Annotated in this window: 14 protein-coding genes and 1 riboswitch; of the genes, 8 read left to right on the plus strand and 6 right to left on the minus strand. The window is 72.1% G+C overall.

The features are described 5' to 3' along the window. The first annotated feature begins 13 nt into the window (after positions 1–13). Both OG904_RS22745 and OG904_RS22750 read left to right on the plus strand, forming a co-directional pair. A complete protein-coding gene (locus OG904_RS22745) occupies positions 14–1,378 on the plus strand; it encodes a class II 3-deoxy-7-phosphoheptulonate synthase (protein WP_405493779.1) in 1,365 nt (454 codons plus the stop codon). A gap of 162 nt (positions 1,379–1,540) precedes the next feature. After that, the gene (locus tag OG904_RS22750) at positions 1,541–1,807 is read left to right on the plus strand and encodes a bacterioferritin-associated ferredoxin (RefSeq protein WP_405493781.1); all 267 of its coding nucleotides are present in this window, start codon (positions 1,541–1,543) and stop codon (positions 1,805–1,807) included. Here the strand turns inward: OG904_RS22750 and bfr are convergent, their stop codons facing one another. Beyond that, complete coding sequence (bfr, locus tag OG904_RS22755; protein WP_112446344.1) at positions 1,808–2,284, minus strand: bacterioferritin; 477 nt, start codon at positions 2,282–2,284, stop codon at positions 1,808–1,810. A 173-nt stretch (positions 2,285–2,457) separates the two neighbouring features. Between bfr and OG904_RS22760 the strand changes: the two genes are divergently transcribed. Next, positions 2,458–3,090: a sulfite oxidase-like oxidoreductase gene (locus tag OG904_RS22760; protein ID WP_405493783.1), complete on the plus strand. Its 633-nt coding sequence runs from the start codon at positions 2,458–2,460 to the stop codon at positions 3,088–3,090. Between the two features lie 144 nt (positions 3,091–3,234). Here the strand turns inward: OG904_RS22760 and OG904_RS22765 are convergent, their stop codons facing one another. Further along, a complete protein-coding gene (locus tag OG904_RS22765) occupies positions 3,235–4,107 on the minus strand; it encodes a deoxyribonuclease IV (RefSeq protein ID WP_405493785.1) in 873 nt (290 codons plus the stop codon). Positions 4,108–4,116: 9 nt separating this feature from the next. Continuing rightward, entirely contained in the window at positions 4,117–6,033 is a 1,917-nt protein-coding gene (gene pknB / locus OG904_RS22770) for a Stk1 family PASTA domain-containing Ser/Thr kinase (RefSeq protein WP_405493787.1), read from the minus strand. A 665-nt stretch (positions 6,034–6,698) separates the two neighbouring features. Between pknB and OG904_RS22775 the strand changes: the two genes are divergently transcribed. Both OG904_RS22775 and OG904_RS22780 read left to right on the plus strand, forming a co-directional pair. Further along, positions 6,699–7,019, plus strand: coding sequence for a putative quinol monooxygenase (locus tag OG904_RS22775; RefSeq protein WP_405493789.1), 321 nt, complete (start codon positions 6,699–6,701; stop codon positions 7,017–7,019). Between the two features lie 21 nt (positions 7,020–7,040). Beyond that, positions 7,041–7,676 (plus strand): helix-turn-helix domain-containing protein, encoded by a 636-nt coding sequence (locus tag OG904_RS22780; protein ID WP_405493791.1) that lies wholly within the window; start codon positions 7,041–7,043, stop codon positions 7,674–7,676. A 495-nt stretch (positions 7,677–8,171) separates the two neighbouring features. Here OG904_RS22780 and OG904_RS22785 read toward each other — a convergent pair whose 3' ends face one another. The 3 genes from OG904_RS22785 to thiO all read right to left on the minus strand — a co-directional run bounded on the left by OG904_RS22785 (position 8,172) and on the right by thiO (position 10,392). Further along, a complete protein-coding gene (locus tag OG904_RS22785) occupies positions 8,172–8,966 on the minus strand; it encodes a thiazole synthase (protein WP_405493793.1) in 795 nt (264 codons plus the stop codon). Positions 8,967–8,971: 5 nt separating this feature from the next. Continuing rightward, on the minus strand, positions 8,972–9,208 hold the full coding sequence (gene thiS / locus OG904_RS22790) for a sulfur carrier protein ThiS (protein WP_405493795.1): 237 nt from the start codon (positions 9,206–9,208) through the stop codon (positions 8,972–8,974). Further along, positions 9,205–10,392: a glycine oxidase ThiO gene (thiO, locus tag OG904_RS22795; protein WP_405493797.1), complete on the minus strand. Its 1,188-nt coding sequence runs from the start codon at positions 10,390–10,392 to the stop codon at positions 9,205–9,207. Before thiO ends, thiS begins: the two co-directional genes overlap by 4 nt. Continuing rightward, positions 10,390–10,502, minus strand: a riboswitch (TPP riboswitch). Its footprint overlaps the gene before it by 3 nt. Before the next feature lie 126 nt (positions 10,503–10,628). Between thiO and OG904_RS22800 the strand changes: the two genes are divergently transcribed. From OG904_RS22800 to thiE, 3 genes are all read left to right on the plus strand, one after another. Then, positions 10,629–11,861, plus strand: a complete 1,233-nt coding sequence (locus tag OG904_RS22800) for an NAD(P)/FAD-dependent oxidoreductase (protein WP_405493799.1) — start codon at positions 10,629–10,631, stop codon at positions 11,859–11,861. A 325-nt stretch (positions 11,862–12,186) separates the two neighbouring features. Then, a complete protein-coding gene (locus OG904_RS22805) occupies positions 12,187–12,552 on the plus strand; it encodes an Rv2175c family DNA-binding protein (protein ID WP_405493801.1) in 366 nt (121 codons plus the stop codon). Between the two features lie 168 nt (positions 12,553–12,720). Then, positions 12,721–13,371 (plus strand): thiamine phosphate synthase, encoded by a 651-nt coding sequence (gene thiE, locus OG904_RS22810; RefSeq protein ID WP_405493803.1) that lies wholly within the window; start codon positions 12,721–12,723, stop codon positions 13,369–13,371. The last annotated feature ends 6 nt before the right edge of the window (positions 13,372–13,377 follow it).

Genomic DNA, 13,377 nt, shown 5'->3' on the forward strand with positions numbered 1-13,377 from the left:
GTGACGCCGTAATGTGTGTGGGGTGACCGTGAACGCTGAAACCCAAGCCCCCGCCGCCAAGGCGACCTGGCGAGACCTTCCCGCGGCGCAGCAGCCTTCGTACCCCGATGCCGAGGCCCTGCGCGCTGTCGTCGCGGACCTCGAGTCGTATCCTCCCCTCGTTTTCGCGGGTGAGTGCGACCAGCTGCGCGCCCGTCTGGGAGCCGTCGCCAAGGGCGAGGCGTTCCTGCTGCAGGGCGGCGACTGCGCCGAGGCCTTCGACGCCGTGTCCGCCGACCACATCCGCGCCAAGCTGAAGACGCTGCTCCAGATGAGCGCCGTCCTGACGTACGCCGCCTCCGTGCCGGTCGTCAAGGTCGGCCGCATCGCGGGCCAGTACTCCAAGCCGCGCTCCAAGGACACCGAGACCCGCGACGGCATCACCCTGCCGACCTACCGCGGCGACTCCGTCAACGGCTTCGCCTTCACCGAGGACTCCCGCGTCCCGGACCCCGAGCGCCTGAAGCGGATGTACCACGCGTCCGCCTCGACGCTGAACCTGGTGCGCGCCTTCACCACCGGTGGCTACGCGGACCTGCGCCAGGTGCACGCCTGGAACCAGGACTTCGTGAAGTCCTCCCCGTCCGGGCAGCGCTACGAGCAGCTCGCGCGGGAGATCGACAACGCGCTGAACTTCATGAAGGCGTGCGGCACCGACCCGGCGGAGTTCAAGGCCGTCGAGTTCTACTCCTCCCACGAGGCGCTGCTGCTCGACTACGAGGGCGCCCTCACCCGTACGGACTCCCGCACCGGCCGGCTGTACGACACCTCCGGCCACATGGTCTGGATCGGTGAGCGCACCCGCCAGCTGGACCACGCGCACATCGAGTTCTGCTCGCAGATCGCCAACCCGATCGGCATCAAGCTCGGCCCCACCACCACCGTGGACGAGGCGCTGACCTACATCGACCGCCTGGACCCCGAGCGCGAGCCGGGCCGGCTGACCTTCGTGGTCCGCATGGGCGCCGACAAGGTCCGCGACAAGCTCCCCGAGCTGGTCGAGAAGGTCACCGCCTCCGGCGCGACCGTCGCCTGGGTCACCGACCCGATGCACGGCAACACCTTCGAGGCGGCCTCCGGCCACAAGACGCGCCGTTTCGACGACGTGCTCGACGAGGTCAAGGGCTTCTTCGAGGTCCACAAGGGCCTCGGCACCCACCCGGGCGGCATCCACGTCGAGCTCACCGGTGACGACGTCACCGAGTGCGTGGGCGGCGGCGACGAGATCTTCGTCGACGACCTGCACCAGCGCTACGAGACGGCCTGCGACCCCCGTCTGAACCGCAGCCAGTCCCTGGACCTGGCGTTCCTGGTCGCCGAGATGTACCGCGACCAGTAGGAGCGATCTTCACGCTGTGGCTTGGTACGACGATGGGGCGCGGATCGATGTGATCCGCGCCCCATCGTCGTATCCAGGGCTTTTAGGGTTGCCTAACTTTGGGTACGGTTAGGTAAGCCTCACCGAATAGGGGATGGCCGCCGAACCGTTCCTGTCAGGGAGGTGAACCGCGTGTACGTCTGCTCTTGCTTCGGGATCACCGACAAGCAGGTCAAGGACCACGCGGCTGCCGGGGCGTGCACCCCCCGCCAGATCGCTTCGGCAACGAAGGCCGGCACCGACTGCGGTTCCTGCGTGCGCACCATCCAGGGCCTCCTCGGACGCGGGGCCTGCCCGCGCCGCGAGCTGCTGGAGACGGGCAACGCGGCCGCCGTGCTCGCCGCCGACTCGGAGCTGGCGACGGCCCCCGCGCTCGCGGAAGCGGCCTAGCTAGCTCGGCTGCTCGATGAGCTGCGCGATGTAGAGCGCCTCGCCGATGGACTCGATGAGCTCCAGCTGGGTGTCGAGGTAGTCGATGTGGTGCTCCTCGTCCTCCAGGATCTCCTCGAAGAGCCGCGCCGAGGTGACGTCACCCTTGCCGCGCATGACCTCGATGCCGCGCTTGAGGCGGTCGATCGCCTCGACCTCGACCTGCCGGTCGGCCTGGAACATCTCCGTCAGCGTCTGGCCGACGCGCACGTGGAAGAGGCGCTGGTAGTTCGGCAGACCGTCGAGCATCAGGATGCGCTCGGTGATCTTGTCCGCGTGCTTCATCTCATCGATGGACTCTTCACGCGTGTACTTGGCGAGCTTCGTCCAACCCTTGTTGTCCTGGATCCGGTAGTGGAGCCAGTACTGGTTGATCGCCGTAAGCTCGCCGGTCAGCTGCTCGTTCAGAAACTCGAGGACCTCGGGGTCGCCCTGCATCGCAGAGGCTCCTTCCAAGCAATGTCAGCAATGTGACGGGGCAGGTGCGCGCATCCTTGCACCGCCGCAGGGGGCAGTCCAGTAAGTGCCTCCTTAGTGGGAGTTACCGTGACTTGCCCGAATCGGGCCGGACCTGGTCATGACCACCCCGCCAAGTCTGTCACCATGGAGACATGGGTCAGCCGGAAAGCCTGGAATCTCCGGGGTCAGAGCAACTGGAGCTTCCCCCGGGGCAGCGGTTGCAGCGCGGCTGGCCGGTCACCCACTACGGGCCGGTGCCCAAGTTCAAGCCCGACCGCTGGGAGTTCCGCGTCTTCGGCGCGACCGCCGACGGCGAGAAGCACTGCTGGAACCACGAGGAGTTCGCGGCCCTGCCGTTCGAATCCGTCGTGGCGGACCTGCACTGCGTGACGAAGTTCAGCATGACCGGCGCCGAATGGGGCGGTGTGCTCGCCCGGGAGATCCTCGACCTCGCGCCGCCGTCCCCGCAGGTCACACACGTGATGGTGTGGGCCGAGTACGGCTTCAGCTCCAATCTGCGCCTCGCGGACTTCGCCTCCGAGCGGACCGTCTTCGCCACCCACCAGGGCGGTGAACTGCTCACCGCCGAACACGGATTCCCGCTCCGGCTGGTCGTCCCGCACCTGTACGCGTGGAAGGGCCCCAAGTGGGTCCGCGGCATCGAGTACATGACCGCCGACCGTCGCGGCTTCTGGGAGGAGCGCGGCTACCACAACCTCGGCGACCCCTGGCGCGAGCAGCGCTACTCCTACCAGGAGGAGCCGGGGGACGGCCCCGAGCTGTAGCCCGCGGCCCTGGCGGCCCCGGAGGCCTCCGACGGCGCCACCCGGACGGCCGTACGGAGGGCCACGCCGGCGGCTGAGTCGCCCGGGTGGTCCGGGGTGCCCGGGTGATCCGGGTCGTCCCGGCGGTCAAGGTCGCCCCGGCGGTCAGCCGAACTCGCGCAGCTCCTTCAGCAGCGCCACGTCCGCCGCGTGCCCTTCCCTGCCGCCCGGCGTCTCGGTGATCAGCGGTACGCCCTCCATCGCCGGATGCGTGAACAGCTCCGCGAAGGCGTCCCGGCCGATGTGCCCCTGCCCGATGTTCTCGTGCCGGTCCTTGTGGGCGCCGACGCCCTCCTTGGAATCGTTCGCGTGCACCAGCTTGAGCCGGCCCTCGCCCACCGTGTCCACCAGCAGGTCCAGCGTCTGCTTGGTCCCGCCCGGCGCCGCCAGGTCGTGCCCGGCCGCGAAGATGTGGCAGGTGTCCAGGCAGATCCCGAGCTTCGGGTGGTGGTCGAGCGCGTCGAAGTACGGGCCGAAGTCCCAGGTCCGCGAGCACAGCGAGGAACCCTGCCCGGCCGTGGACTCCAGCAGCAGGAAGGGGTCGTCGTCATGCGTCAGCTCGTCCAGCAGGGGCAGCATGTGCTCCCTGACCTGGGCGTACGCCTCCGCGCGCGGTCGGCCCCCGGTCGCCGAGCCGGTGTGCACGACCACCCCCAGCGCGCCGATCGCACGGGCCCGGCGCAGCGAGTGCCGCAGCGATTCCACGGACTTCTCCACCGTCGCCGCGGTGTGCGAGCCGAAGTTGATCAGGTACGGCGCGTGGACGTACGCCGGGATCCCCCCGTCCGCACAGGCCGTGCGGAACAGCTCGTCCTGCGCCGGAATGCCGACCGGGGTGGCCCAGCCGCGCGGGTTGGCGACGAAGACCTGGACGGCCTCGGCGCCCATCTCACGTGCGTAGGCCAGCCCGACGGAGGCGAGCCCTCCCGCGACGGGCACGTGCCCGCCCACTGGATTGCGGCTCATCGAATTGCTCATGGCGTGGTGCTACAGCCCCTTGATCCTGATGACGATCGTGCTGCCCTCGGCGGCGCTCTGGCCCGGGGGCACCGACTGGGCGTCGATGGTGTTGCCGAAGGAGATGAGGGGCTTGTCGACCTTCACCGTGAAGCCCAGGCCCTCCAGGGTCTTGCGGGCCGCTCCGGCCTCCTGGCCGGTGACGTTCGGCACCGGGATCTGGCGGGGCCCCTTGGACATGGTGAGCGTGACGGTGTCGCCCGAGGCGGCCTGGGAGCCGGCGCCTACCGACTGGTTGGCGACCGTACCGGCGGGGGAGGGGGAGTTGACCTCCTCCGGGGCCGCCTCCACCTTCAGGCCGAGGCCCTCCAGTGCGGAACGGGCCTGGTCCAGCGAGAGGCCGGTGACGCGCGGCACGGGAACCGGGCGGCCCTTGCTGACCACCAGCGACACCGCCGTGTCGAGGGACCGCTTCTGGCCGTCCGCCGGGTCCGTGCTGATCACCGAGCCCTGTGCGACGTCCTGGCTGAAGGCCTGCGTGACCGCCCCGGGCGCGAGACCGGCCGAGGTCAGCTCCGCCTTCGCCGCGTCCAGCGGCTTGCCCTTCAGATCGGGCACGGCCACGACCTCGGGCCCGCGCGAGATGGTGAGCGTCACCGCGCCGTTGCCGCGGATGCGCTTGCCGCCCGGGGGATCGGTGTCCATCACCGTGCCCTTGTCGAAGGACACGCTGAACTTCCGGTCGACCCGCTTCACCCCGAGACCGGCCTCGGACAGCCGGGACCTGGCCTCCGTCTCGGTCTTGCCGAGCAGGTTCGGGACCTTGGTGAACTGGCCGGAGCTGATGTACCAGACCCCCGTGCCCAGACCCAGGAACAGCAGGACCCCCACGACCAGGAGCAGCACGCCCGGGCGGCGCAGCCGCGGGGCGGGCGAGGACGGGGGCGGGGGCAGCGGCGGAGCCGAGAGCCGGGAGGTGTGCGAGAGGGGCGCGGGGTTCGAGGCGTGTGCGGTCACCGGACGCGGGATCACCCCGGTGCGGTCCTCCGCGGAGGTCCGCTCCCCGGCGCGCGCCTGCGGCGGTACGGCGTCCAGCTCGGCGTCGCTGAGCTGCGCGCGGGCCTCCAGGGCCAGACCGAGGAGGGCCGCCGCGTCGTGGGGACGCAGCTCGGGCTTGCGCGCGCTGGCGTGGGCGACGAGCTCGTCCAGCGCGACGGGCAGCCCGGGAACGGCGGCCGACGGGGGCGGGACGTCCTCGTTGAGGTGCTGGTAGAGCACCTGGGCGGGGTTGTCGCCGGTGTGAGGCTTGGAGCCGGTGAGCATCTCGTAGAGCACGACGCCGCAGGCGTAGACGTCCACGCGGGTGTCGGTGACCCCGTTCTCGATCTGCTCGGGGGCGAGGTAGGAGACGGTGCCGAGCACCGAGCCCGTGGTGTTCGTGACGGAGTCGACGGACCGCACCAGCCCGAAGTCGGCCACCTTGACCCGGCCGTCGTCGCCGATCAGCACGTTCTCGGGCTTCATGTCGCGGTGCACGAAGCCCGCCCGGTGCGCGGCGCCGAGGGCGGCGAGCACCGGTTCGAGGATGTCCAGGGCCGCGCGGGGCTGGAGCGCGCCGCGCTCGCGGAGCACGTCGCGCAGGGTGCAGCCGGAGACGTACTCCATGGCGAGGTACGTGTACGGGCCGTGCGTGCCCTGGTCGAAGACGGCCACGACGTTGGGGTGGGCGAGGCGGGCGACGGACTTCGCCTCGCGGATGAACCGGTCGACGAAGGCGCCGTCGGCGGCGAGCGCCGGATGCATCACCTTCAGCGCGAGCACGCGGTCGAGGCGGGTGTCGACGGCCCGGTAGACCGTGGCCATGCCGCCGGCCGCGATGCGGGCGTCCACGCGGTAGCGGCCGTCGAGCGTCTGCCCGACGAGGGGGTCATCCAGGGTCGTATCCACCCGCCGATTCTACGAGTGCCCGTCCCCCTCCCGTCCCGGGTCCCCGGGGGTTGCAGCGCGGCTGTGACGTGGGGGCGGGTTCCCGGGGGGTACGGGGCGGCCTGGCGGGTACGGGCCCTCGTGGATGCGGGGCCCTCGCCCCCTCGAGCCCCACCCCGGCCCGGTGGCTGCCCACCGCCCCCTTCGGCGCCCGGGCGGGGCCGGGGGAAGGGCGGCACCCGGGCCGGCCGGAAGCGAAGGAGGGTTTGGGGTTTTCCGTCAGCCTCATCGTCCTTCCGTGGCGGGCCGGCCTGTCAAGGGCGCTCACTGCGTTCGCGTCGCTACGCGACGGCCTTCGGCCGCCCTTGACAGACCGGCCCGCCACGGAAAAACGAAGACTGGCGGAAAACCCCAAAAGAACGGGCCGGTCAGAAGGACACGGACGGGCCCATCAGGGACGTCCGACCCCGCTACGCGTAAGGGCAGGCCCCGGCCCGGGCGGCCATGCGGCCCAGTCGGAGACCACGCGCGCATCAGATCGCTACACGCTCCCCATCCCTCAGCGTCCGACGGCCGTCTGAAGCCCAGGTCTAAAGCCCACCCTCACCAAAGCGATGTCGCGGACGCGGTTACTCGCAGCATTTCTGCGTATCGGCGAGACTGGCCGCGACTCGAAAGGAGCACGTATGAGCGAGGGATTCGGCCTGGTCGTGCGCTTCTCGCTGCGCGACCAGGAAGCCGCGACGGCATTCGACGAGCTGTGTGCAGCCACCCTGGAGGGCATCAAGAGCGCTGAGCCGGGCACGCTGGCCTACGTGGTGCACGTACCGGAGGGCGAACCTCTGGTGCGGGTGTTCTACGAGCTGTATGCAGATCGCACCGCGTTCGACGTCCACGAGGCGCAGCCGCACACGAAGCACTTCCTCGCCGAACGGGAGCAGTACCTTGCCGGTGTCGAGGTCACGTTCCTCGACGTGACCGCCGGGAAGGTGGCAGCGCAGCAGTGAGTTCCGAGGAGCGGCGCGCGAGTGGCCGGTCTGCGCAAGCAGAAGGGCATGACCCAGGAGGAATTCGCCACGGCCATCGGCCGTACGGCGAGTTGGCTGTCCCAGGTCGAGCGGGGCATTCAGCCGGTGAACCGCCTGGACGTGCTGCGGCTCCTCGCTGACGGCCTTGGCGTGCCGTTCCCCGCCCCGGCAGAGGCCGAGAGGACGTCCGAACCAGACACGAAAGATCTCGATCAGGCTTGCATGGTGCTCTCCGGGCACTCTGCGCTCGATGTTCTCCTGAACCCTCGCCAGGACTTCAGGCCGGATTCCCTTACCCTCGGCGTCTTCGCCGGGATCTACCGCCTCTGCCACCCCTTCGTTCATCTGAAGCGCCTGGCCGCCACGGCGGTCAGCGCCCTCCTGCAGCACGTCGAGAACAACGAGCCCACACCTCAACACCTCTCCGTGCTGGGCACTCGTGCACGCCCGTCGGGTGAGAGGGCCTCGACACGGCAGCAGATCGAAGCCGCCCGAGGCGTTGCCAGTCTGCTGGGCGAGAACCGCAACGACTTCAATCTCAGAGCGCACGGACAGCCTCGCATGACCGCCACGACGCGGCGGCACTCGGTCAACGGACGCAATCTCCGCACCGCACCGCACCGCACCGCGCCGTGAGATCGGGGATCGAGGCATCAGCCCCAGACGGGCCGCGGACGCCACGGGTGGGAAGCGTGTAGCGATCTGATGCGCGCGTGGTCTCCGACTGGGCCGCATGGCCGCCCGGGCCGGGGCCTGCCCTTACGCGTAGCGGGGTCGGACGTCCCTGATGGGCCCGTCCGTGTCCTTCTGACCGGCCCGTTCTTTTGGGGTTTTCCGCCAGTCTTCGTTTTTCCGTGGCGGGCCGGTCTGTCAAGGGCGGCCGAAGGCCGTCGCGTAGCGACGCGAACGCAGTGAGCGCCCTTGACAGGCCGGCCCGCCACGGAAGGACGATGAGGCTGACGGAAAACCCCAAACCCTCCTTCGCTTCCGGCCGGCCCGGGTGCCGCCCTTCCCCCGGCCCCGCCCGGGCGCCGAAGGGGGCGGTGGGCAGCCACCGGGCCGGGGTGGGGCTCGAGGGGGCGAGGGCCCCGCATCCACGAGGGCCCGTACCCCCCCGGGGAACCCGCCCCCTCAGAACGCCGGCCGCTCCGGGTCCAGGGTGGCGCGGCCCTCCGTGGGGGAGGAGGGGTCCGCGAAGCGGCGTTGGGGGATGCGGCCCGCGCGGTGTGCCAGGCGGCCCGCCGAGACGGCGTCCCGCATGGCCGCAGCCATCAGCACCGGCGCCTGCGCCCGCGTCACCGCCGATGCCAGCATCACCGCCGCGCAGCCCAGTTCCATGGCCAGGGCCACGTCCGAGGCCGTCCCGGCCCCCGCGTCCAGGATGACCGGCACGCCGGCCCGCTCCACGATCAGCTCGAAGTTGTGCGGGTTGCGGATGCCCATGCCCGAGCCGATCGGAGACCCCAGCGGCATGATCGCCGCACAGCCGACGTCCTCCAGCTTCCGTGCCAGCACCGGGTCGTCGTTCGTGTAGGGGAGGACCGTGAACCCCTCGTCGACCAGGATCTCCGCGGCGTCGAGCAGCTCGACCCCGTCCGGCAGGAGCGTCCGCTCGTCCGCGACGACCTCCAGCTTGATCCAGTCCGTGCCGAGGGCCTCCCGGGCCAGGCGGGCGGTGAGCACCGCCTCGCCCGCCGTGAAGCAGCCCGCGGTGTTCGGCAGTACCGCGATCCCGAGCCCGGTCAGGACGGAGAGGACCGATCCCTGGACCGTCGGGTCGAGGCGCCGCATCGCGACCGTGGTGAGTTCCGTACCGGACGCGACCAGCGCCCGTTCCAGGATGTCCAGGCTCGGCGCCCCGCCCGTGCCCATGATCAGGCGCGAGGAGAAGGTCCGGCCGCCCAGGGTGAAGACGTCGTCGGCCATGCCGCTCAGCCTCCCTGGACCGCGGTGAGGACCTCGACGCGGTCGCCGTCGGCCACGGCGGTGCAGGACCACTGGCCGCGCGGCACCACGGTCTCGTTGAGGGCCGCCGCGACCCCCTTGGTGGCCTGGGTGAGGGTGGCGACCACGGCGGCGAGCATGGTCCCGGCGGCGATCTCGCGCGGCTCGCCGTTGACGGAGACGGAGACGGTGACGGATCCGGATGCGGAGGCGGAGTTGGTCATGCGTACGAGTCCTGACGCGTGAGGGCGAAACGGCGCGGGGTGAAGGGGCGGGCGATCTCCGGCAGTTCGCCGGTGGTCAGCAGCTCCGCCATGACGTCCCCGGTCAGCGGGGTCAGCAGGACCCCGTTGCGGTAGTGCCCGGTGGCCAGGTGCAGCCCCGGGAGGTCGGTGGGGCCGAGCAGCGGGGCGTTGTCCGGGGAGCCGGGTCGCAGTCCGGCCCGGGTCTCCACCAGCGGGAGTTCGGTGATGCCGGGCACCAGTTCGTGGGCGTCGCGCAGGAGCTCGTAGACCCCGCCCGCGGTGACGGTGGTGTCCCAGCCGAGTTCCTCGCTGGTGGCGCCGATGACGAGTTCGCCGTTCTCGCGCGGCACCAGGTAGACCTGGCTGCCGCGTACGACGGCCCGTACGGTCCGCGACAGGAACGGCGCGTACGACGGCGGCACGGCGAGCCGCAGCACCTGCCCCTTCACCGGGCGTACGGGGGCCACGACCTCCGGCGGTACCCCGTCCAGCCGGCCGCTGAGCGAGCCCGCGGCCAGGACCACCTGGTCGGCGCCCAGCTCCGTGGCGTCCGCATCGTCGAGGACGGCGCCGCGGGCCCGGTCGGCGTTGGTCAGCAGCCGCGCCGCCCGCGCGCGGTGCAGGACGACCCCGGCCCGTTCGCAGGCGGCCAGCAGGGCGGCCGCGAGCCGGCGCGGGTCGACCTGGTGGTCGCCGTCCACGCGCAGGCCGCCGCGCACCCCGGGAGCCAGCATCGGCTCCAGCCGGCGGCACTCGCGGCCGGTCAGCCACTCCGATTCCAGGCCGCAGCGGCGCTGGAGGGCGTGCAGTTCGCGCAGGTGGAGCCGGTCGTCGGCGTCGAGGGCGACGGCGAGGGTGCCGCAGGCGCGGTAGCCGATGTCCATGCCGCCGCTGGCTTCGGCGAGTTCGGCGGCGAAGCGCGGGTAGCGGGCGGCGGAGGCGACGTTGAGCCCGAGCAGGGTCTCCTCGCCGTAGTGCAGCTCGGTGACGGCGGCCAGCATGCCGGCCGCGACCTGGGCGGCGCCGCCGCCGGGCGCCGGGTCGGCCAGTGCGGTGCGCAGCCCGAGCCGGGCCGCGCGCCAGGCGGTGGCCAGGCCGATGATGCCGCCCCCGATGACGAGGACGTCGTAGCCGGGACTCCGGCTCTTCCTGGATGAATGCATGGGCGTCCAGCCCCTCCCTTCGCCGGCATGACCCGGATCAGGTTCGTACGGTCGGAGGCCGGCCAGCCTCCCTCTCAGCCCGGTGCGCCCGGACTCCCGCGATAGGTACGGTGGCCAGAGTAACGCCGTGGCCGACAGCCGGTAAGGCTGCCTCCCCGGTCCCGGTCCCCGCTCGGTGACCGGCCGGTGCCCACCTGCTATTCCTGACGGACCGTCAGATGATTAGGCTGGGCCGCGTGAGCGAGCAGACGCAACAGACGGAAGATCTTCAGCGCGGCGTCGTCATCGTCGGCGCCGGAATGGCCGGGGTCCAGACCGCGGTCGCCCTCCGGGAACAGGGCTGGACCGGCCCCGTCACCCTGCTGGGCGCCGAACCCCACCAGCCCTACGACCGGCCCCCGCTGTCCAAGGCGGTGCTCCTCGGCAAGGCCGAGGACTCGGCCTTCGACGTCGACTTCGAGGAGCTCGGCATCGAGCTCCGGCTCGGGGTCGAGGTCACCGGACTGCGGGCCGCGGACCGCGAGGTGGACACCGAGGCCGGCCCGGTCCCGTACGGGGTACTCGTACTGGCGACGGGCGCCCGGCCGCTGACCCTGCCCGGCGCGGAGGGCGTCCCGGGCGTGCACCTGCTGCGCACGCTCGACGACGCGGCCCGGCTGCGGCCCGTGCTGGCGGCCGGCTCGGCGGTGGTGGTCGTCGGCGCGGGGTGGATCGGCGCGGAGTTCGCCACGGCGGCGCGCGGGGCGGGCTGCGAGGTGACGGTGGTCGAGGCGGCCGACCGGGTCCTGGCGGGCGCGCTGCCGGCGGAGGTCGCCGAGCCGATGGGGCGCTGGTACGAACAGGCGGGCGCCTCCCTGCTGACCGGCGCGCGGGTGGCCGCCGTGGAGGCGGGCCGGATCCTGCTCTCCGACGGGCGGAGCCTGTCGGCCGGGGCGGTCGTGGTGGGCGTCGGCGCCCGGCCGGCGACGGACTGGCTGGCGGGATCGGGCGTGGAGCTCGGCCCGGACGGCGCGGTCGTCGCGGACGAGCGGCTGCGCACCTCGGTGCCCGGGGTCCACGCGGTGGGGGACTGCGCCTCGTTCCCCTCGGGGCGCTACGGGGCCCGGCTCCTGGTGCACCACTGGGACAACGCGCTGCAGGGGCCGCGCGTGGTGGCGGCCGACATCGTGGCCGGGGGCTCCGGGGAGCAGGTCTACGACCCGGTCCCGTACTTCTGGTCGGAGCAGTTCGGCCGCTTCGTGCAGTACGCGGGCCACCACGGGGACTCGGACACGCTGCTGTGGCGCGGCGACCCGACGGCCGAGACCTGGTCGGTGTGCTGGCTGCGGGACGGCCGGCTGGCCGCGGTCCTCGCGGTGGGCCGCCCGCGCGACCTGGCCCAGGGACGGCGCCTGATCGAATCGGGCGTGCAGGTGGATCCGGCGAAGATCGCGGACCCGGCCGTCGCCCTGAAGGCGACGGGGATCTGACGGGGATCCGACGGAGACTCTGACGGGGATCCGACGGGGATCCGACGGGGATCCGAGGCGGGCCCGGTCCCCACCGGTCCCCACCACCGCCCGCCCGCCGGGCCCCTAGGGCCGCCCGCCGCGCCCCAGAGCCCCACCACCGGGCCCCACGACCAGGCCCCACCACCAGGCCCCACCACCAGGCCCCGCCACCGGCCGCCCGGGCCCCGGCGACCGCCCGGAGGGCCCCTCCCGGCGGCCGGAGGGGCCCGGCGGGGACCGGGCCGGACCCCGGACGGGGCCGCTCGGGTACCGGCAGCGAGTCCGAGATGGCAGGCTTGTGCCCGTGACCGAGATTGACGCAAAGATCGATGCCCTTGTTCCCGCCTGGCTGTACCTCCCCGACATCGCGGAGATGCTCGACATCGAAGTGACCAAGGTTCGCCAGCTGGTCAAGGAAGGGCAGCTGCTCGCGGTGCGCCGCGGCGAGAACCGCTCCCTCCAGGTGCCCGCCGCCTTCATCGACGGGGACAAGATCGTCAAGGGGCTCGTCGGCCTGCTGACCGTGCTCCGCGACGACCGCTTCACCGACACGGAGATCCTGGAGTGGCTGTTCACCGCCGATGACACCCTGCCGGGCACCCCGGTGCAGGCGCTGAGCGAGAATCGCGGCACGGAGGTGAAGCGCCGCGCTCAGGCGCTCGCCATCTGAGCCGACTCCACCCGAGCCGACTCCCCTCGAGCCGGCTCCACCCGAGCTGACTCCGCCTTCCACGAGGCAAGAGACGTACAAACAGCGCAACGCCACACGCGGTGTGCGGGCCCCTGCCGGGGGCCCGCACACCGCGTACGTACGAGACACACCACCCCGGGGGTACCCATGTCCGCCATCGCCGCCCAGCTGTCCGACGCCCGGCTCTACCTGTGCACGGACGCACGCAAGCGGCAGGGCGACCTCCCCAGGTTCCTGGACGCGGTCCTGGCCGGCGGCGTGGACATCATCCAGCTCCGAGACAAGGGCATGGAGGCGGGCGAGGAACTGGAACACCTCCAGGTCTTCGCCGAGGCGGCCCGCCGCCACGGAAAGCTGCTCGCCGTCAACGACCGCGCCGACGTCGCGCACGCCATCGGCTCGGACGTCCTGCACCTCGGGCAGGGCGACATCCCGGTGCCCGCCGCCCGCGCCATCCTCGGCCGGGAGGTCCTCATCGGCCGCTCCTGCCACTCCGAGGCCGAGGTCGACGCGGCCGCGGCCGAGCCGGGCGTGGACTACTTCTGCACCGGCCCCTGCTGGCCCACCCCCACCAAGCCCGGCCGCCACGCCCCCGGACTCGGGCTCGTCCGGCACGCGGCCTCCCTCGCGCAGGACCGGCCGTGGTTCGCCATCGGCGGGATCGACGCGGGGAATCTGGACGAGGTACTGGACGCCGGTGCCTCCCGCGTCGTGGTCGTACGGGCCCTCACCGAGGCCTCCGACCCCGGCGCCGCCGCCTCCGACCTCGCCAAGCGGATCCGCGCCCGCCTCGGCTAGGCCGTG

Source organism: Streptomyces sp. NBC_00096 (genome assembly GCF_045041305.1).
GTDB lineage: Bacteria > Actinomycetota > Actinomycetes > Streptomycetales > Streptomycetaceae > Streptomyces.